The sequence below is a fragment of the Erythrobacter litoralis genome (assembly GCF_001719165.1).
Taxonomy (GTDB): domain Bacteria; phylum Pseudomonadota; class Alphaproteobacteria; order Sphingomonadales; family Sphingomonadaceae; genus Erythrobacter; species Erythrobacter litoralis.
Genome location: NZ_CP017057.1, coordinates 2,094,866 through 2,113,713 on the forward strand (window position 1 = coordinate 2,094,866; position 18,848 = coordinate 2,113,713).

Annotated in this window: 21 protein-coding genes and 2 tRNA genes; 10 read left to right on the forward strand and 13 right to left on the reverse strand. The window is 64.4% G+C overall.

Going from position 1 to position 18,848, the window contains the following annotated elements; translation table 11 throughout:
- Positions 1-60: 60 nt before the first annotated feature.
- Entirely contained in the window at positions 61-963 is a 903-nt protein-coding gene (locus Ga0102493_RS09995) for an HpcH/HpaI aldolase/citrate lyase family protein (RefSeq protein ID WP_236922197.1), read from the forward strand.
- Between the two features lie 78 nt (positions 964-1,041).
- Positions 1,042-1,455: a holin family protein gene (locus Ga0102493_RS10000; protein ID WP_034900780.1), complete on the forward strand. Its 414-nt coding sequence runs from the start codon at positions 1,042-1,044 to the stop codon at positions 1,453-1,455.
- Between the two features lie 17 nt (positions 1,456-1,472).
- Here the strand turns inward: Ga0102493_RS10000 and Ga0102493_RS10005 are convergent, their stop codons facing one another.
- Positions 1,473-3,059: a phospholipase D-like domain-containing protein gene (locus Ga0102493_RS10005; RefSeq protein ID WP_161490054.1), complete on the reverse strand. Its 1,587-nt coding sequence runs from the start codon at positions 3,057-3,059 to the stop codon at positions 1,473-1,475.
- Positions 3,060-3,182: 123 nt separating this feature from the next.
- Between Ga0102493_RS10005 and Ga0102493_RS10010 the strand changes: the two genes are divergently transcribed.
- The 4 genes from Ga0102493_RS10010 (at position 3,183) to Ga0102493_RS10025 (ending at position 7,146) form a co-directional block, all read left to right on the forward strand.
- A complete protein-coding gene (locus Ga0102493_RS10010; RefSeq protein WP_034900778.1) occupies positions 3,183-3,623 on the forward strand; it encodes a type II 3-dehydroquinate dehydratase in 441 nt (146 codons plus the stop codon).
- A 114-nt stretch (positions 3,624-3,737) separates the two neighbouring features.
- Positions 3,738-4,229 carry an acetyl-CoA carboxylase biotin carboxyl carrier protein gene (accB, locus tag Ga0102493_RS10015; protein ID WP_051697517.1) on the forward strand — a complete coding sequence of 164 codons (492 nt, stop codon included), beginning with the start codon at positions 3,738-3,740 and terminating at the stop codon, positions 4,227-4,229.
- 7 nt (positions 4,230-4,236) lie between these two features.
- Positions 4,237-5,586, forward strand: a complete 1,350-nt coding sequence (gene accC, locus Ga0102493_RS10020) for an acetyl-CoA carboxylase biotin carboxylase subunit (RefSeq protein WP_034900774.1) — start codon at positions 4,237-4,239, stop codon at positions 5,584-5,586.
- A gap of 126 nt (positions 5,587-5,712) precedes the next feature.
- The gene (locus Ga0102493_RS10025) at positions 5,713-7,146 is read left to right on the forward strand and encodes an NAD(P)/FAD-dependent oxidoreductase (RefSeq protein ID WP_081845512.1); all 1,434 of its coding nucleotides are present in this window, start codon (positions 5,713-5,715) and stop codon (positions 7,144-7,146) included.
- A 3-nt stretch (positions 7,147-7,149) separates the two neighbouring features.
- Here the strand turns inward: Ga0102493_RS10025 and Ga0102493_RS10030 are convergent, their stop codons facing one another.
- Both Ga0102493_RS10030 and Ga0102493_RS10035 read right to left on the reverse strand, forming a co-directional pair.
- A complete protein-coding gene (locus Ga0102493_RS10030; protein ID WP_034900772.1) occupies positions 7,150-7,581 on the reverse strand; it encodes a hypothetical protein in 432 nt (143 codons plus the stop codon).
- 81 nt (positions 7,582-7,662) lie between these two features.
- The gene (locus tag Ga0102493_RS10035; protein WP_034900770.1) at positions 7,663-8,124 is read right to left on the reverse strand and encodes an Lrp/AsnC family transcriptional regulator; all 462 of its coding nucleotides are present in this window, start codon (positions 8,122-8,124) and stop codon (positions 7,663-7,665) included.
- Positions 8,125-8,388: 264 nt separating this feature from the next.
- On the opposite strand from Ga0102493_RS10035, the gene Ga0102493_RS10040 reads away from it, so the two are divergent.
- The 4 genes from Ga0102493_RS10040 (at position 8,389) to Ga0102493_RS10055 (ending at position 11,543) form a co-directional block, all read left to right on the forward strand.
- Entirely contained in the window at positions 8,389-10,215 is a 1,827-nt protein-coding gene (locus Ga0102493_RS10040; protein WP_051697516.1) for a histidine kinase dimerization/phospho-acceptor domain-containing protein, read from the forward strand.
- Positions 10,216-10,228: 13 nt separating this feature from the next.
- Positions 10,229-11,275, forward strand: coding sequence for a polysaccharide deacetylase family protein (locus Ga0102493_RS10045; protein ID WP_236922198.1), 1,047 nt, complete (start codon positions 10,229-10,231; stop codon positions 11,273-11,275).
- Between the two features lie 89 nt (positions 11,276-11,364).
- A tRNA-Ile gene (locus Ga0102493_RS10050) sits at positions 11,365-11,437 on the forward strand.
- A gap of 29 nt (positions 11,438-11,466) precedes the next feature.
- Positions 11,467-11,543 (forward strand) — tRNA-Pro (locus tag Ga0102493_RS10055).
- A gap of 133 nt (positions 11,544-11,676) precedes the next feature.
- On the opposite strand, the gene Ga0102493_RS10060 is transcribed toward Ga0102493_RS10055, so the two are convergent.
- The 10 genes from Ga0102493_RS10060 to Ga0102493_RS15745 all read right to left on the reverse strand — a co-directional run bounded on the left by Ga0102493_RS10060 (position 11,677) and on the right by Ga0102493_RS15745 (position 18,766).
- Complete coding sequence (locus tag Ga0102493_RS10060; RefSeq protein ID WP_034900768.1) at positions 11,677-12,381, reverse strand: hypothetical protein; 705 nt, start codon at positions 12,379-12,381, stop codon at positions 11,677-11,679.
- Between the two features lie 750 nt (positions 12,382-13,131).
- Positions 13,132-13,290: a hypothetical protein gene (locus tag Ga0102493_RS16140; RefSeq protein ID WP_161490055.1), complete on the reverse strand. Its 159-nt coding sequence runs from the start codon at positions 13,288-13,290 to the stop codon at positions 13,132-13,134.
- A gap of 123 nt (positions 13,291-13,413) precedes the next feature.
- Complete coding sequence (locus tag Ga0102493_RS10065; protein ID WP_150132452.1) at positions 13,414-14,859, reverse strand: phage major capsid protein; 1,446 nt, start codon at positions 14,857-14,859, stop codon at positions 13,414-13,416.
- Positions 14,856-15,089 (reverse strand): hypothetical protein, encoded by a 234-nt coding sequence (locus tag Ga0102493_RS10070; RefSeq protein ID WP_034900766.1) that lies wholly within the window; start codon positions 15,087-15,089, stop codon positions 14,856-14,858. Before Ga0102493_RS10070 ends, Ga0102493_RS10065 begins: the two co-directional genes overlap by 4 nt.
- Positions 15,090-15,219: 130 nt before the next feature.
- Positions 15,220-15,399 carry a hypothetical protein gene (locus Ga0102493_RS16615; protein WP_034900763.1) on the reverse strand — a complete coding sequence of 60 codons (180 nt, stop codon included), beginning with the start codon at positions 15,397-15,399 and terminating at the stop codon, positions 15,220-15,222.
- Positions 15,392-15,733: an HNH endonuclease gene (locus Ga0102493_RS16620; RefSeq protein WP_081845511.1), complete on the reverse strand. Its 342-nt coding sequence runs from the start codon at positions 15,731-15,733 to the stop codon at positions 15,392-15,394. Before Ga0102493_RS16620 ends, Ga0102493_RS16615 begins: the two co-directional genes overlap by 8 nt.
- A 297-nt stretch (positions 15,734-16,030) precedes the next feature.
- Positions 16,031-18,223: a bifunctional DNA primase/polymerase gene (locus Ga0102493_RS10080; protein ID WP_069297504.1), complete on the reverse strand. Its 2,193-nt coding sequence runs from the start codon at positions 18,221-18,223 to the stop codon at positions 16,031-16,033.
- Entirely contained in the window at positions 18,220-18,438 is a 219-nt protein-coding gene (locus Ga0102493_RS15940) for a hypothetical protein (protein ID WP_150132453.1), read from the reverse strand. The genes Ga0102493_RS10080 and Ga0102493_RS15940 overlap by 4 nt, the downstream gene beginning before the upstream one ends.
- Positions 18,438-18,596, reverse strand: coding sequence for a hypothetical protein (locus Ga0102493_RS16145; RefSeq protein ID WP_161490057.1), 159 nt, complete (start codon positions 18,594-18,596; stop codon positions 18,438-18,440). Before Ga0102493_RS16145 ends, Ga0102493_RS15940 begins: the two co-directional genes overlap by 1 nt.
- Complete coding sequence (locus Ga0102493_RS15745; RefSeq protein WP_081845510.1) at positions 18,596-18,766, reverse strand: helix-turn-helix transcriptional regulator; 171 nt, start codon at positions 18,764-18,766, stop codon at positions 18,596-18,598. Before Ga0102493_RS15745 ends, Ga0102493_RS16145 begins: the two co-directional genes overlap by 1 nt.
- Positions 18,767-18,848 lie beyond the last annotated feature (82 nt).

Genomic DNA, 18,848 nt, shown 5'->3' on the forward strand with positions numbered 1-18,848 from the left:
CGTGCTTGCGCGGGTGCGGCCGGCGTCCTAACCGGACGGGCAAGGAGAGGACGACACCCCATGACCGATATTCCCCTGCCCCTTCCCCGGATGCGCAGCTGGCTTTTCTCCCCGGGCGACAGCACGAAAAAGATGGCGAAGGCGATCGCGAGCGAGGCCGACATCGCGCTGCTCGATCTGGAAGATTCGGTGACGCCGGACAACAGGCCCGCAGCGCGCAAGTCGGTCGCCGAAGCTATCGGCGAAGCGGACAGCCGCACGCGGGTCTGGGTGCGGATCAACCCGCTCACGGGGCCTGATGCGGTGCAGGACCTTGCCGCGATCCTTCCGGCGCGGCCAGGGGGCGTGTTCCTGCCAAAGGCCGAAGGCGCGCATCACGTGACCGAACTCCACCATTACCTCACCGCGCTTGAGGCCGCGCACGGAATCGAGCCGGGATCGACCCGCATCGCCGCGCTCGTCACCGAGACCGCGGCAGCGATGTTCCGCACGGGCGATTATGCGAGCGACTATCCCGGACGCGAACGGCTTGCCGCGATGAGCTGGGGTGCGGAGGACCTCTCGAGCGAACTCGGCGCGCGCGAACAGCGCGGCGATGACGGTGCCTATGCGCATACCTATGAAATGGCGCGCAGCCTGTGCCTGCTGGGCGCGGTCGCGGCCGGTGTCGCCCCGATCGAGACGGTGCAGCCCGAATTCCGCGATCTCGAAGCGCTGGAAAAGCGTGCCCGCGGCGTGCGCGCGCAGGGCTTTCGCGGGATGCTCGCGATCCACCCGGCACAGGTCGGTCCGATCAACGCCGCCTTCACCCCCAGCGCCGAGGAAATCGCCCACGCCCGCCTGGTGGTGCAGGCCTTTGCCGACAATCCGGGCGCGGGCACTCTCGCCCTCGACGGCGCGATGCTCGACAGGCCCCATCTCGCGCTGGCGCAGCGGCTGCTGGCGGAGGCAGGCGCGAGTTGAGCGGCTTGTTCGGATTTCCTACTTTACCCAGATAGGTTAATTGGCGCGCGATTCGGCAACCAGCCAGGAGCGCGTCGCATGGGTATTCTCGAAACTCTCATCGGACCGATCAGCTCGATCATCGACAAGATCATCCCCGACAAGGAGGCGCGCGCCCGCGCCAAGCTCGAACTGATGAAGCTCGAGGGCACGCAGGAAATGAACCTGATCGAAGCGCGGCTGCAGGCGATCGTGGCGGAGGCCAATTCGGCCGATCCCTGGACCAGCCGCGCGCGGCCGAGCTTTCTCTACGTGATGTATGTCCTGCTGCTCACCGCGATCCCGATGGGCGTGCTGTCGGCATTCAATCCGGCGGCCGCGCGCGACATCGCGGCGGGGATGAACGATTATCTCGCCGGGCTTCCCGAACCGCTCTATGCGCTCTTCGGGACCGGCTATCTCGGTTACACGGCGGCCCGGCAATGGGGCAAGATCAAGGGCGTAGACCGCTAGGCCCGAACTACCCGTCCTCACTTTCGTCGGAGGAGGATCGCGAGCCCCGCGGCCGCGAGCAATCCGGCAGTGACGGTCACCCGCTTGCGCTTCACCAACCGCTTCGCGAAATCGGCCAGGCGGTCTGCCGGGCCGAGCGCGTCTTCCGGATCGAACAGGCGGCTCCGCGCCAGCGCCATCTCGGCTTCGTCCAGCCGCCGGGTCGTCAGCATGCGCAGGGATCGCCCCTCGTCCGAGCGGAGCCGATCGATCGCCGGGACGATCCGCCCGCCGCAGCTTTCGATCTCGCTGGCGAGCGCGTCCTGCTCCACCCCGAGATGTTCGGCCAGCAGCCGGGTCCTCAGCGCAGCAAGAAAGCTCCTCAGGCCCGGTTGGTCCGCCGCCTCGAAGGCGAGGTCGCATTCGCTGTCGCACACGAAGGAACGACTGGCCATGTTCGACGAGCCGACGCGGACGAATTCGTCGTCCACGACCAGCAGCTTGGCGTGGACATAGATCGGCTTGCCCTCGCGGTTGACCGGGTAGTACACGCCGAGCCGCCCGTCCCGGTCCGCGCGGCGCAGATCCTCGACGATCAGCGTGCGGCGGGTGTCCATCGCCTCGCTTTCGAGCCAGGTTTCGGCCGAGTGCGGGAGAACGATCACGATTTCCGGTCCGTCCCGCTCCTCGAGCTTCGCCTTCAGCGCATCGGCGATCCGGCCCGATGAAAGGAACTGGTTTTCGATGTAGATCCTGCTCTTTGCCTCCGCGATCGCGCGGCACCAGAGCTTCTCGACCTGGTCGATGGCCGGTTCGCCGCCATATTCCGGGCTGCTGAGCGCGATCCCCGCCACCGCGTCGGTGAGGTCGACCTCGAGCGCGCTGGGCCAGATGCCTGAGGCGCGGTCGGGCACCGGCAGATCATGGCCCGTCGCGACCTTCCAGCGCCAGCGCGCCAGATCGCCCAGAGCGCGCGCCGCCTCTCCGTCGATGGCGAGGGTCATGTCGTGCCACGGCATCGGCGTCTCGCCGTCGTCCGAGCGTCGACAATCGTATCCGGCATGGTCCGGCGTATCCCAGCGTCCCGAAGTCATGTCGATCCCGCCGCAAAAGGCGAGCCGGTCGTCGATCACGACGATCTTCTGGTGGTGGCAGGCGCCGGTCGGATGCTTGGTGTCGAGCCGGAAATGGACTCGCGAATCCGCGCTTGCCTTGAGCGAGAGATACGAGCCCAGCTGGCGCGCGATGTTGAACAGCATCGCCCCGCCCCATTGCAGGATGAAGATTTCGAGATCGGGCCGCTGCTTGACCGCGAATTCGAGGAATTGGCGAAGCTGGTCCGGAATCCGGGGATCGTCGAGATCGGGCCGCAGCCGGATATCGAGATCGAATTCCCAGCCGATCAGGTAGACGCAGCGCTCCGCTTCCAGGATCGCCTGCTTGGCGGCCTCGAAATAGCCCGCTGCATCGACGATGAAGGCGACCCGGTCGGCGCGAACCTTGCGCCAGCAGGTCTCGCCTTCGACGAGAAAGCGCCCGCCCCCCGTCACCGGCGCCACATCGTCCGGCGAGCGTCCGTCACCCCGGGGAGGGCCGACAGGTTCGAGTGTGGTTGCGTTTGCCATGATCTCTCCTGTCGCAATCGCCGAGACCCATGCCGGGTTCCGCGCGCGCATTCGAACGGGCCTTTCCCGGCGGCCTCTCCCGCGCCCCTTTTCCCCGGCCGCTGGGCACGGTATCAGCCGTGCATGAACAATCGCGTCCTCGTCCTGAACGGCCCCAATCTCAACCTGCTCGGCCTGCGCGAGCCTGAAATCTACGGTTCGGTCACGCTCGACGAGATCGCAGGCATGCTCGAGGACCGGGCAAGCGCGCTCTCGCTCGAAATCGACATGCGCCAGACCAATCACGAAGGCATGCTGGTCGACTGGCTGCACGAGGCACAGGCCGAGGGCATGCGGGCGGTCCTGCTCAATGCGGGCGCCTACACCCACACCTCCATCGCGCTGCTCGATGCGATAAAGGCGATCCGGACGCCGGTGGTCGAAGTCCACCTGTCCGATCCCAAGTCGCGCGAGCCCTTTCGCCACCTTTCCTATGTCGGCATGGCCGCCGCCCTGACGGTGGAAGGGCACGGCGCGGACAGCTACCGGATCGCATTGGAAGCGGTCGCCGAAGGCAAGGTCTGAGGCGGCGCTTTCCGGGCAGGCCGGCATGGCCAAGCTTGCAAGATGCGCACCTTTGCCACTTGCCAGCCGCAATTCGCGGCAATAGTCACGACCGAAATCATTCAAGGGGCAAAAATGGCTAACGACAAGCCGCGTTCCGGAGCGAAATCCGGAATGAACATCGACACCGCTCTCGTGCGCGAACTTGCCGAACTGCTGAGCGAGACCGGCCTGACCGAGATCGAGGTCGAGGACGACGACCGCAAGATCCGCGTTGCGCGCACCGCCGCGCCCGTCGCGGCAGCGGTTTCGGCCGCACCCGCCACGCCAGTGGCTCCGGCAGCGCCCGCCTCTGCGGCACCCGGCTCGCAGGGGGATGCACCCGCCGACACCGCCGATGCCGTGACCAGCCCGATGGTCGGCACTGCCTATCTCGCGCCCGAACCGGGTGCGGCGAACTTCGTCAAGCCCGGCGACAAGGTCTCCGAAGGCGACACGCTGCTGATCGTCGAAGCGATGAAGGTGATGAATCCGATCCACGCCGACCGTTCGGGCACGGTCAAGGCGGTGCTTGTCGACAACGCCCAGCCGGTCGAATTCGGCCAGCCGCTGGTCGTGATCTCGTAAGCGCGCAATGGGCATTTCACGCATACTGATCGCCAATCGCGGCGAAATCGCGCTGCGCATCCACCGCGCCGCGCACGAAATGGGGATCGAGACGGTCGCGGTCCATTCGACCGCCGATGCCGACGCGATGCATGTCCGGCTCGCCGATCATGCCGTGTGCATCGGCCCGCCGGCTGCGACCGACAGCTATCTCAATCACGCCAACATAATCTCGGCCGCCGAAGTCGCCGGCTGCGACGCGATCCATCCGGGCTACGGCTTCCTTTCGGAAAACGCCAAGTTCGCCGAGATCGTCGAGGCGCACGACATCGCCTGGATCGGACCAAAGCCCGAGCACATTCGCACCATGGGCGACAAGGTTCAGGCCAAGAAGACCGCAGGCGATCTTGGCCTGCCGCTCGTGCCCGGATCGGACGGTGCGGTCTCAGACCCCGAGGACGCGCGGAAAATCGCCGCCGAAATCGGCTATCCCGTCATCATCAAGGCCGCATCCGGCGGCGGCGGGCGCGGCATGAAGGTGTGCGAGAGCGAGGACAAGCTCGAAACGCTGATGCAGCAGGCCGGCAACGAGGCGAAGTCGGCTTTCGGCGATGCCACGGTCTATATCGAGAAATATCTCGGAAACCCCCGCCACATCGAATTTCAGGTGTTCGGGGACGGCAAGGGCAATGCGATCCACCTGGGCGAGCGCGACTGTTCGCTCCAGCGGCGCCACCAGAAGGTGCTCGAGGAAGCGCCTTCGCCCGTCATCAGCCACGAAGATCGCATGCGCATGGGCGAGGTCTGCGCCAAGGCCATGCGCGACATGGGCTATCGCGGCGCGGGGACGATCGAATTCCTGTGGGAAGACGGCGAGTTCTACTTCATCGAGATGAATACCCGCCTGCAGGTCGAACACCCCGTGACAGAGGCGATCACCGGGGTCGATCTGGTCCGCGAACAGATCCGCATCGCAGCCGGAAAGCCGCTTTCGGTCGAGCAGGACGAGATCGAATTCAAGGGCCACGCAATCGAATGCCGGATCAATGCCGAGGATCCTTTCACCTTTGCGCCCTCGCCCGGCCTGGTGACCTATTACCACGCCGCTGGCGGCATGCATGTGCGCGTCGATTCAGGGCTTTACGCCGGATACCGCATCCCGCCCTACTACGATTCGATGATCGCCAAGCTGATCGTCTATGGCCGCACCCGCGAAGGCTGCATCATGCGCCTGCGCCGCGCGCTTGAGGAAATGGTGGTCGAAGGGGTGACGACCAATATCCCGCTGCACCAGGAACTGCTGCGCCAGGACGACGTGCTGAACGGGGATTATTCGATCAAATGGCTCGAGGACTGGCTCAAGCGGCGCGAGGGCTGATCGCGCCCACGCTGCGTTCGGGCTGCGATCGGTAACTCCCCGCCGTTTCGCGCGCGTCGCTTTTGCTGTATTGCAGCATGGCCCTATCATTTTTGGGCACATTTCGATGCACGGGGCGTTAGGCCGATGGTGACACACGACATTCTGGACGATGCCGCAAGGCAGGCTCCGCCGGGCGATACGGCGGAAGGTGACGACCTCGCCCCGCCCGCGCGCGCCGCGGCACCGCGTGGCGGGATCGTCAACGCTGCAAGCAGGAAGACCCAGATCGTGGTCGTCGGCGGCGGCGCGGGCGGGCTCGAACTGGTGCGCCGGCTGGGCGCGAAATTCGGGCGCAAGCATCACGACATCATCCTCGTCGACCAGAATCGCACCCATATATGGAAGCCACTGCTGCACGAAGTCGCGGCCGGGTCGCTCGACGCCAATCTCGACGAGGTCGGCTATCGCGGCCATTGCTATCGCTGGGGCTACCGCTTCTTCCAGGGCAGCCTTGAAGGGATCGACCGCGAGAACAAGCGCATCCATCTCGCCCCTGTTCAGGACGAGGACGGGAGCGAGCTGATCGCGGGCCATTCGATCCGCTACGATATTCTCGCCATCGCGGTCGGTTCGATCTCGAACGATTTCGGCGTGCCGGGGGTGAAGGAACACTGCATCTACCTCGATTCGCGCGAACAGGCCGACCGTTTCCGCACCAAGCTGCTCAATCACTGCCTGCGCGTCAGCCGGGCGATGATGACGAACCCGGATGCGGACGAAACGGTGAAGGTCGCGATCGTCGGCGCGGGCGCGACAGGCGTGGAACTGGCCGCAGAGCTGTACAACGCGGCTGCGGCGCTGCGTCATTACGGGCTCGAAGTGTTCGACGAGAGCAGGCTCGACGTGACCTTGCTGGAGGCGGGACCGCGTATCCTGCCCGCCCTTCCCGAACGTCTGTCCAAGGCCGCGAAGCACGAGCTAGGGCGGCTCGGCGTGGAGGTGCGCGAGAACACGCAGGTGGTCGAAGCCCGCCCGCGCGTCCTCGAAACCGGGGACGGCAACGTGATCGAGGCCGATCTCATGGTCTGGGCCGCCGGAGTGAAAGGCGCGCCTTTCCTTTCAGGGCTGGGACTGGATACAACGCCGCGCAACCAGATCCTCGTCAAGGACACGCTCCAGACCGTGACCGACGACAGCATCTTCGCGCTCGGCGACTGCGCCTCCTTCACGCCCGAGGGCACGACCATTCCGATCCCCCCGCGCGCGCAGGCAGCGCACCAGATGGCGAATGTCGTGTTCGACAACATCGTGCGGATGCTGAAGGGCAAGCGCCTGAAGTCGTTCGTCTACCAGGACAAGGGCTCGCTCATCTCGCTTTCGCGCTTCTCGACCGTGGGGAGCCTGATGGGCAATCTCGTCGGCGGGAGCCTCGCGGTCGAGGGCCGCCTGGCGCGGCTGATCTACACCTCGCTCTACCGGCTCCACCTGCTCGGCATCCACGGCTGGATGAAGGGCACGTTCCTGATGCTGATCGGGCGGGTGAACCGGATCGTGCGACCCAAGCTCAAGCTGCACTAGCTTTCAGAAGTCGATCTTGAGCCGCACTTCCCCGCCATTGGCGTTTACCCCGCCGACGCCCTTGCTGATCGTGTTCGCCTCGAGTGTGGCCGTGTCGGAAAGCCTGAGGCGTGCGCGCGGGATCGCGTTTCCGAAATCGTCGATCTCGGGCAGGGCATCCTGGCCGATGCGCGGCGAAGGCGCGGTCTGGCGGCAGACGATGATCTCGGGATCAAACGGGTCGATTTCCTGCTCGATGCACTCGTCAGGGGGCGGCGGTGCGAGGGCGGTCAGGTCGATCACGAGGCTGCCGTCCTCTCGCTCGGTCATCGGGGCATGCTGCTCCACCGGATCGTCCGGCGGGCGCAAGGCGACACGCGGATTGTCGGCGATCGAGTCGGACGGGGCACGCACCGTGATTTCGACCGGAGCTTTGGGCGGGGGCATGTCCTGCATTCGCGAACACCTCGAGCGGCGATTTCGCGATGCATAGCACGCGCGGCGCGCAAAGTCGCGCCGCCCGCCCGACGCAATTGCTCAGAGCGGGACGCCCGGCTCGTGCTTCGAAGTGCGGATCGTCAGCGAGGTCTTCACGCTTTCGACATTCGGCGCAGGCGTGAGCTTGCCCGTGAGGAATTCCTGGAAGCTCTGCAGGTCCTGCGAAACGATCTTGAGGATGAAGTCGATTTCGCCGTTGAGCATGTGGCATTCGCGAACCTCGGGCAGTTCGCGCATGTGGTCCTCGAATTCGCGCAAGCTGGCTTCGGCCTGGCTCTTGAGGCTGACCATGGCGAAAACGGTGATGGCAAAGCCAAGCTTCGACGGATCGAGATCGGCATGGTAGCCGCGAATCACGCCTTCTTCCTCGAGCCCGCGCACACGACGCAGGCATGGCGGCGCGGTCAGCCCGACGCGCTGCGCGAGTTCGACATTCGTGACCCGCCCCTCGGCCTGCAGTTCGGCAAGCAGGCGTTTGTCGATTTCGTCCAGATTGGCCATGTGGATGGTGCTCCCGGTGCGCTGGAAGGCCGCTCCCCTCGGCCGCTTACGCATTAACAAAGGTGAGTAAGAACATGCGGCACAGAGGCACGCACGGCTAATATTATTATCCTTGGCAGCAATTGTCCCGCTTTGCAACGCGCTGTTCAGGGTCTCCTGTGACAAGGGCGCAATGCTGGTAGGACTCGGCCGGCCGCGCTGCGTGCCGGGCGGGGAAACTTGCCAGTCTTCGTCCGCGGCCCGGCCGCAACCCTTGGGAGTGCCATGTTCTTCGACGATCGCCTTGCAACGGTGCTGCGTCAGCGCGTCTCCAGCGAGACGAGCCAGCGCACGCAGTTCAGGCAATTGCTCGACATCCTCGGCAATCGGCGCCGATTCGAGGACGACGGGCGCGATCACAGCCTGCTTGCGGCGGCATGGCTGCGGATGGACGCGCTCGCCGATGTCATCCCCGCACAGGAACGTGCCCGGATCGTGCGCGAGCCGGGCTGGCGGCTGCGCAGCGCCGAACTGGCAGCGCACCTCGCCGATTTCGAACCCGAAGTCGCCTCCGCCGCGCTCACCAAGGCGGAGCTTGCAGCGGAGGACTGGAACGCGCTCATCCCGCGTCTGCCGATCCGCGCGCGCGGTTTCCTGCGCCTGCGCCGCGATCTGCCGCTCGATGTCGAGGCTCTGCTCGAACTGTTGGGAATCCACGATCGCGGCCTGCCGAGCCCCGGGGGTAGTGCGGCCCGGCGCGAAACCGAATCGCAGCCTGTCGCACCGGGAGGGGAGCGCGTCGAACCCCCGCCCCGGACCTCGTACGAACCGGCGTCCAACGACACCGATCCCGGCCGCAGCGAGATCTCCGCGCTGGTCGAACGCATCGCCCGTTTCAAGCGCGAGCGCGAGGCTGCGCCGCAGGAACACGATCCTTCGCCCGGCCTGCCGCTCGACCTGCCCGACGAGGACCGGCCCTCGCAGCGGCCGGTCGCCGCATTCGGCTTTGCCGCAGACAGCGCGGGGCGGATCGAATGGGCCGAACCCGACATCGCCCCGATGGTGGTCGGTGCGCGGCTGGTGCGGCGCAAGACACTGCTCGGCGCGGCCGGAGGCAACGGGGGCGAGGCAGGTCCGCTCGAACGCGCCTTCGCCCGCAGGCAGCCGATAAGCCACGCCGCCGCCGAATTGTCGGGCGCGCCCGCGATCAGCGGGGCATGGGTGGTGGATGCGCGGCCCCGGTTTACCGATGACGGGGTTTTCGCAGGCTATGTCGGGCGTTTCCGCCGCCCGGTCGATACCCCGCAGAGCCCCTCTCCCGCAGCGCGCGAAGCCGACCGCATCCGCCAGCTGCTCCACGAATTGCGCACGCCCATCACCGCCGTTCAAGGCTATGCCGAAGTCATCCAGCAGCAGCTTTTCGGCCCTGCCCCGCACGAATATCGCGCGCTCGCTGCCGCTATTGCCGCCGATGCGGCGCGCATCCTTGCAGGGTTTGCCGAACTCGACCGGCTGGCCCGGCTCGAAGGCGGGACGAGCGAGATCGCGCGCGGCCAGACCGACCTCGCCGGCGCCGCTACCCGGACGGTTGCGCAGCTCGCGCAGGTTCTGGGGCCGCGCCTGTCGGGGATCGAGTTCGATCCGCCGGCCGATCGCCCGATCCTCGTCACGCTCGACCCCGATGAGACAGATGCGCTGCTATGGCGGCTGCTCGCGACGCTCGGCGGGGGCTGCGCGGCCGGCGAGATGCTGACCGCCTCGCTCACGCCGGTCTTCGCCGAGGATGCGCGCGGGGGAAGCGGAAAACCGCTCGGCATCGCCCGGCTGACCTGCGAGCTTCCGGCACAGCTGCTGGCCGAGGAGGACATCTTCGCCGCCGAAGCGCGGCCGATCGGCAGCGCAATCAACACCGGACTGTTCGGTGCTGGCTTTTCGCTGCGCCTCGCGCGGGCGGAGGCACGTGCGGCCGATGGCGACCTCGTCCGGAGCGACGAGGAAGTGGTACTGACGCTGCCGCTGCTCGCCGAGGAGGCGGCCGAAGACAGGGACGAGACGAAGGCGCAGGACACGCCGCACGAACCGCGCGAGGAGGCGGGCGGAAAGCTCTCCTAGGGCTTATCCGCCAGTGCCGCGCGCCATGTATCACGCCCCGCCCCCTCGTTCCGGCTCTGCCGCATCCGGCCCGCTCGGCGACATTGTCCCTCCGGGCGAGCGCGCCCGGTTCGCGCCGGAATTCGGCCGTCGCGTGCTTCTGACGATCGATACCGAGGAGGAATTCGACTGGTCCGCCCCATTTTCGCGGGAAGCGACCGGGACGAGCCACACCCACACCTTCTCCGGCTTTCAGGCGCTGTGCGAGGGCATCGGCGCGCATCCGGTGTGGCTGATCGACTGGCCGATCGCGCACGACCCGGTCGCGATAGAAGTGCTGGGCGAGGCCGCGCGGGCGGGCCGCGCGGATATCGGCATCCACCTCCATCCCTGGGTCAACCCGCCCTTCGAGGAAGCGGTCAGCGCACGCAATTCCTATGCCGGCAACCTGCCCCGCGCGCTCGAGGCGGAGAAGTTCGGCCGGCTCAAGGCGCGGATCGAGGAGGCATTCGGGGTCGCCCCTGCGATCTACCGCGCGGGCCGTTATGGCTTCGGACCGAACAGCGCCGCGATGCTGGCCGAACACGGGATCGCGATCGACAGCTCGATGCGCCCGCTGTTCGATTACCGCGCGGATGGGGGCCCTGATTACCGCCACCACCCGGCCCATCCGTGGTGGATGGACGCCGGGCGCGGCCTGCTCGAATTGCCCGTCACCACCGTCCATGCGGGAGCGCTCTCGCGCTTCGCGCCGCGCCTTTCGCTCTTCGCCGAAAGGGTGCCTCGCCTGCCCGGCCTGCTCGCGCGGGCGCGCCTGCTCGAGCGGATAGCCCTGACGCCCGAAGGCGTCGACAAGGCAGAGGCGCTGCGCGGGATCGATGCGGCGGTGAAGGCGGACCTGCCGCTGCTTGTGCTCTCCTTCCACAGCCCCAGCCTCGCGCCCGGCCATACACCTTACGTGCGCAGCACGGAGGACGTCGCCGCGCTCCATGACTGGCTGCGCACGGTCTATGCGCGGCTCGACGCGCTGGGCGTACGCTCGGCGTGCGTGGCCGACATCCTCGCCGCCGCGCGGGGGTGAGCGCGGGCACTTCAGATCGCGCTCCAATCCGCTTGTTTCGCGAGGCCCGCCAAGCTAGGGCGATGCGGTCCTGCCGCCGCCATCGGGACGGGCCTGTAGCTCAGCGGTTAGAGCTGGCCGCTCATAACGGCTAGGTCGCGGGTTCGAATCCTGCCGGGCCCACCGGGCGCGGCGGCGGGACGCAAGATGATCGGGGAGTAGCGCAGCCTGGTAGCGCATCTGCTTTGGGAGCAGAGGGTCGCTGGTTCGAATCCAGTCTCCCCGACCATAAAAACAAGGGTTTAGGCGAACAAGCGAGACAGAAACAGGGGCTTGGGTTACACCTTGGGTTACACCCGCCGCTAAAGAAAAGGCGCGCCACCTGCATGACGCGCCCTCCCGGATCGGCCTAGCGGGTCGCTCTATGGCGATCCCTTTGCGAGTTTCTTTGTCAGTCGCGTTATCCGCGAATCCCAATCGCCCTTCCAGCCCTGCCCTTTGGCTTGCTCGCTAAGGGCGAGCGCGTCCCGATAGTCGCCGCGCTTTTCGAGAATTATCGCAAGCTGCCTATAGCCGTGGTGAGAGGGCAAAAATCCTAGAACGTCCCCGCTGGCCGTGGCCTCGTCTTTCTTAATGAGTTCGACCTTTCGCTCAATTTCATCCTCACCATCGTTCAGCCAATCAATTTCGATGATCGGGCGCGGCCCCTCCCCCAAGAATTCTTTGGCGGCCATCGGAGCAAGGGCAATTTGATCCCGGCAAGCCTTCTCGGCGCGGTCGAGCGCGAAACTGTCAACATCGCGCCATCTGTAATAGACTTGAGCCTTGGCCTGATAGGTAAAGTGCTTTGTCAGGATGCTAGGCGAAGTCGCGAGCAATTCCTCGGCCTTGTCGATGATTCTATATCCAATCGAGCGATCAGACTCACGCTTGAACCAACCCGCCAAACTGGAAAGCAAGTTGCTCGGGTCGTTATCCGCGCCGCCGCTTTCTCCTTTAACAAGTATCGCCGCGCCATCGCTCGCGCCCATGGGCTGAAACGTCGCCAAGATATGCGCCCGCTCGGCATCGTCGAATTCACCAAGCCACCAGTCAGCAAGCCCGGCCTGGCCGATGAACCCGCCCATCCCTTTTCTTCCTGTCTTGAACGGCCACACAGCCCGGGGCTCCTTCTAAGTTTATCCGCGAAGTTACCGCACTGCACCCGAATCATCCAAACCCCGGACCCACCCGAGAAGGCTTCTTCCCGCATCGCTCGCAGCGCAATCGCCGCGCCAACCTCATCCGGCCATGTGGGGAGTGTGTCCACCCTCATGCCGCCGTGACTGTCAGCCGCTCGATAGCGCCGCGAGTAAGCAAAGATCGCTATAACCGAACCTTAGTATTGTCTATGCCGATGGCGTGAATGTATCGTGCTCGACGATCCAAGCGGGCTGTGCCGCTTATACCGAGCGGTAAGATGATGGGGGTCGCATTACGCATGATTGTTAATTCAATCGAGTGATTGGCTAAATTATGCTTCTTCCCCCGTCAGAAACACTTTTCCAGTATGCATCTCTCGCTATCTCATTGGGTGCGCTTGGCGTCAGCGTTTGGACCCGATGGTCGATCCGTCGCGATAAGCTGCGAAATGCCATGCCAATACTTCGCACAAGCTGGAGCCAAGGGGATGGAGGGCTGTGTTGCCAACTCACCGTTGTTAACCGCTTCACCGAAGACTTAAGAGTCGAGAAGGTTGAAGGAAAAGCGAGGATCTGCGAGAAGATCCTTCCCACTACTCCCTGGGATGAATTAGAGCCTACGGAGGCCTTTCAGTTTTCTGACGATATTCGCCCCGATTGGAGAGTGTTGGCAGGGGAGGAAAAGCACTTCTCTATCTATATTGAAGGCGCATCATCGCCTCGGTGGCTGAGGCTGACTTTCTCATCAAGCAACTCAACTTTCCGGCGCAAAAGCTCAGTTCTTACGTCTACGTGAACAATTACTGATGCGATCAGCGACGCAACCGCCACTATCAAAACAAAAAATTCAGTCACAAAAACCTCCTTCTACTCAATTACGAAAAACGGGAGAGGGGCACCCTCGAAGGGGGGACCGCTCCCCCTCTCCCGCCCATGCTGGGGGCGCAGCGCGGTCAAACGACACGCCCCCAGAAGCCCTTACGCCGGGATGATCCCGGTCAGTTTCGCGAACGATTTGGGCTGTGCGAGCTGCGTATCGGCGCGCATCCAAGCCAGCACGGTCAGTTGCCCGTTGCTCGTCATGGTGTGATCGAAAACGCGGATTTCGAGTTGCTGCCGCATCCCGATCATGAGTTGCGTGAAGTCGCCCAGGACAATGCTCGAAGCGTTGGTTGCCGTGCCCTCGGTTTCGTCCACAGGCGCGCTGGTCGTCGAAAGCAGCGGAATGCGCGACACAAGCCCCGGAACCGTAAGCGGGTTGCTGTCGGCATCCTTGAGCTTGGCTAGAGCAATCTCCGTTCGCGGGTTGGCAATCATCGCAGTTGGGTCTGCTGCGTTATCGTTCTTGAGTTCCAGAATAGCGTCTAGAATCTCGTCATAGCCCGCCGTGAAGGCAGCGCCGTTCGTGCCCATGCTCACGGCATTGATCCCGCTCGTATGCCAAACGCCGGTCGGAGCGTCGCTCGTCCCGTCGCCGTAGATCGCGGCCTTGTCGAGTTCGACCGCCATAGCGCCCGCCAGCGCGGTCTGGATCATTCGCCCGATGTTGATGCTATCGTCGGCAAGTTCGCGCGAGAGCGTAACCTTGCCCGCGATGGTCTTTGCCTCGAACAGCACGCGCTCAAAGGTCGGATCGCCCTCGGCAATCGCGGCATTCTCGGCGCGCCATGCCACGGTCGGATCGCTTGCAAGGCGGGCCATGGAGAGGCTTGCGCTATCCATGGGAACGGTCATCGCGCCCGCACGGATCGCAACGGAGCGCGCCCGCATCAGGTCGATGAAGTCGGAAGCCAACGGTGTCGGAACGGTATAGCCGCCCGCGCTGTCAGTACCCTCGCTAAGTGCGCGCTCCTCGGCTTCGTTTCGCGGTCCTGCAATCTTGGCGCGGATCAGGTCGCCAACGCTCGGCCCGGTGTGCCTGCGCTCGCTAATCGAGCCGCCGCGACCAACCACGCGCACGGGATTGCCGCGCTTGTCGGTCCAGTCGTAGCTGTCGCCGTAACTGGCGCTGCCGTCGTCGGTGCCGAACGCGGTTCCGCTTGCGCCAGGGCGACGAGCTTCGCGCGCCTCGGCATCGGTCGCATTGGCTCGCTCGTCTGCAATGTCGAGTTGCACAAGCTCCCATTCGTTCATCAGCTTGTCGTGCTCGCGCTCCAGCTTGCGCTGCTCATCAACCGTGTTGCTTTCAATGCCTTCGCCAATGGCGTGCAGGGCATCGCGGCAAGCGGCGCGAAGGTCGGCGCTCTTGCGCTCCAGTTCGATCAGTTTTGCAGTTTTCATTTGCTCAAGTCCTGTGTTGCGGGACGGAGCAAAAGCGTAGCCAAGGCCGTCCCGTTGTCGTGGGAAGCAGGAAGGGAGCTCCTGCGGGCCTCGGCATTTACGCCGGATGAGGGTGGCGCTAGCAGATCGCGGGCCATAAGTCAATCAAGCCCCATGTCGCCAAAGGTTTGTTGTTCACAGCGGTCGGCAATGTCGCGCAGTCGCTCGACCGCGCCGAACGGGCCTAGTTGCTGCGCCAGGACTTCAGCCGCCGCCGCTCCGAAAAGATTAGCGATTTCGTCGGGCGACATGCCCATGCGGGCGAAGCGGTCGATGTGAGTTCCAGCTAGGGCCTTTGCGGCTATAGCGAATTGTTCATCGGTCTCAGGCCTCATTGTAATTGTCCTTATGTTGCCTCGCGCGCTTGCGCGTGCGCGCGGGCGAAAAACTGGTTTAGCGATTGAGAACGGGGGGGCGGCGGTCCGAAAAGCGCGAAGGCATGGAAATCCGACCCGCCCCTTGCCCCTAATTCGGGCCGCGCTTCGATCCCTCGAACATTGCGAGCATCTGTTTTGCGATCAGGTCCGTCGCGCCCTGCACGACCTTGAAGGCGGTGTTGCGGGTCGAGTCATACAGCCCGCCAACCTTCAAGCATTCGGCTTCCAATTCGTCCCGAACGATTGCGCGGATTTCTTCTTCAGTCATGGTCTTCGTTTCCTTCTTCAATAGGCCACCCATCGGCAGCAAATTTGAGTTTCGGTCTTGCGGTGCCGCCCCGATCTTTGAGGGATTTGAGCCCGTGGCATGGTCGGCATAAGAGCTGATAATTGTCGCGGTCGCTTGTCCCGCCCTTCGCCAGCGGGATGATATGATCGGCGTGCGTGCCAACGGTCGTCCTGCCTTTGGCTAAGCAATGCTCGCAGAGAACGACGGTCTCCATCAGGTGTCTTCGCATTCGGTCGTGCGCTGCGCCGTAGCCGCGTTGTTGGCGGGTCCTGCCGCCATGATCCCAAGGGCGCTTAGTCATTGCCGCCCCCATGTTTCCAATTGCGGATAGGCGCACATTGGCCCCACCCCGGTCCTTCACGCCTTTGCTGCGGCGATCTGACCCGCCCCTCCCCCTTGCGCGGCCTGCGCGGGTGTTGGGCGGTCCAGTCGTGGTCGAGTTCGCAGGGCCACCCGGTCAGCGTGGTCAGTGCAGTCAGTGATTTTGCACTGCACTCCATTTCCTCGCGCACGCGTATTTTGCGAAAAATGTAAGTCATTGTTTTTCCTTTGTATGGGTAAAAGGAGTGCAATGGCGGATCACTGACTGCACTGACCAGACTGACCGGAATCATCGGTAACGCTCCCCTGCGAGCGCCTTTGCGGCGAGGTGCTGGTCCCTCACTGCGAGGTCGTGGCGGGCATAGATCGCGCAGCGTTTGCCGCTGACCTTCCACAGCCCGTCTTTTGCGTGAGGGTTTCGGACGGCGACGTAACCGCATTCCTCCAGGCGATGGGGAATCTTGCGGCTATTGCGGCGGTCGATCAGGTATTCGCGGAAAGCGGGTTCGGCGGCATCGGCGATTGCCGCTATGGTCACGGCATCGGGCGAGCCAAGATGGTCGAGCGCGTCGGCGAGTTCAGCATCCTCGGGGGTCGCGTTGGCGCTGACGATATCCCAGAACGCGGCGGTCTTGGCCGGCGGGGCCTTCGCGTTGAAATCCGAAAGGTCGAGGTCGCGCAGGTAGGCGGCGACGTGCCCCAGCCCGCCCGACTGATACCAGCCCCACAGTTCGGACCAGTAGTCCTCGCTGAATTCCTCGCGGCTGGCGGGCGACCAAGCGACATAATGCCTACGGTCATCGGCGGGCAGGTAAATTCCGTCCGTCTTGTGGTTGGTCGTGACGATCACGCCGCAGACGTTGAAGACGGAATATTCGCGCAGGTGCTTCTCATCTACGCGCAGCACGTCAGGCGGCGCAGCGGTATAGGTCTTCATGTGGTCGTAAAAGGCGAAGCGATCCACGTCCCCCAGGTCGCGCGCCTCGCTCACCCGCAAAATCACGGACTTCACAAAGCCGTTGAACCGGCCAAGCATGGGCTGCGGCGAAACCTCGGCAAAGTTCCAAGGCCCGATTGCCGCCTTCACTCCCTCAAGGATCGTGTCTTTACCGATACCCTGCGAACCGCCCAGGACCAGCGCGTGATTGATCTTCTCTTGCGGGCGCTGCACGCGGTGAGCGAGCCAGCGGATGATATGGCCAGCGTCGCCGGGATAGACGCGGGCCACGTGTTCGAGCCAGGGTTGCGCTTTAGTCTCGTCTCCCGCGATCGGCAGCGGCGGGCGATAGAGATTGAAGACGTTGCACCCGCCCCGCTCGATCCAGCCGCCATCCGAAACAAGGCGATTTTCGATCACCTGCGGCAAGCCCGGTGCCCACGTCATTTGCTCGACCGGGCGGTTCTCGTCGAGCCACGCATTCGCCTTTTGCGTGCGCGGTTTCCCGTCCTTGTCGAGGATTGGCTCGCCGTTGCGATTTGCCAGCGGGATCGGCTGAATGCGCGAATTGACACTTGTGGCGGGCCACATTTCGCCGGTCGGGGCGAAGATGTAGCTATGCATCGGCATGAAAGCGCGGAAGCTGTCGAGGGAGACACCACCGGCGCCATCGTGAACCTCGCCCGTCTCGGAATCATGGCGCGGCGTATCAGCGAACCGCATCCGCTCGGGCGGGGTTTTCGGCTCGGCCATGCCATCGCGCAAAGCGCGGTCGATCTTCTCGCTAAGGCCTTCGACCGTCCAAGGGTCGCGCGGATCGTGCGAAGGCATCGCCAGCGCAGCACTCAGCAGGCGATTGCGGGCCGTCTGGTGGTCAAGACAACGCCCGCCGACGTAATGGCCGACCTTCAGCGCAGCCGCGTTCAGCGTGCTTTCCTGCGCGCCGTTCGGTGCTTTGCGGATAGCCTCGCACTCGTCGTCAAGCGCGGCCAGAGCGTAGGGGTGACTGCCGCCACCGCTGCCCGCGCCGTTCCCCTCGGCAGGCTTGGCGATCAGGTCGAGCAGCCATTGGGGCGGGGGTGCGAGGTCAAACAGGCCCGGCGGGTTGTGCCAGGTGTATTCAGTGCCGCTCGGGTGGAGGCTCCCCGGTCCCACCACGTAACCGCCGTCGCAGCGGATATCCCAACCCGGCTTAAACCCAGCGCGGTTTTTGACGGTGCCGCCAGGGTGCCGGAAATAGACGTGCTGCCCCTTCGCGGTGCTGGCACGGATCGTGTCAGGCAAGCCAAGTTTTTCGGCCTCGGCCACCGCTTCGGCGCTGTCCAAGTCGAGCACCAGCAGGCCAGAGATTGCGCCGGTGACGATTGCGATATTGCTATCGCGGCGTGCCCAGCCCTCAACCGTAGCGGCGTCTGGGCGCTCGGTCTGCCAGCGCTCCCATTTCGCCCTCGCGGCCTTCTCGCCGCGCGGGATCGGAAAGCAGCTCCAGTTCTGCCTTATGGGTTCAGCCCACATAGCGGCGAGGGTCGTCGTCCGCGCGTTCATAGTTCCACCTCGCCCAGCTTAGAGCCGGGGTAAGCTTCAAGCGCGCCGAGTGCCCAACGAGTGGCTTCCTCGCGGCTTTCAAAGCCCTCAAGCATCCCCGAGCAATAGCCGCAGGCGGTTTCGTAAACGACGCTCCAGCAATCGCGGTCGTATTCAGCGCGGCGAACGTGGAGACGCGGGCCGGAAGGAGCGGGAAAAGGTAAAACGTCAGCCATCAGCGCACCCCCAGTTTCCAGCCCCAAGTCAAGGCTTCGAGACGGTCGCGCATGGCCTGATTGGCCTTGAGTTTTTCGCGGGTTTTGGTAGGAGAGACGTGTTCAAAGCCTGCCAGCAGAACAGCGCCGCTCCCGTTCACGGGGCGGCGTTTCTGCATCACGCGTTCTCCCGCTCCGCCAGCCATTCGGCCAAGCGTTCGACGGGGAGACCCACGCGGCGCGGGGACAGGCGAACATATGCGGGAAAGTCGCCCCGGCGCTGCATCCGCCAGATCGTGGTGTTGGAAAGCCCGGTTTCGGCCTCAACTTGTTTAGGGGGAAGGATCATTTGCCACCTCGTGAAATTTCAGGTGGCAACTGAAATACACACATTCAGGCGGCGCGCATCAAGATGCGCCGGAATGAATAGC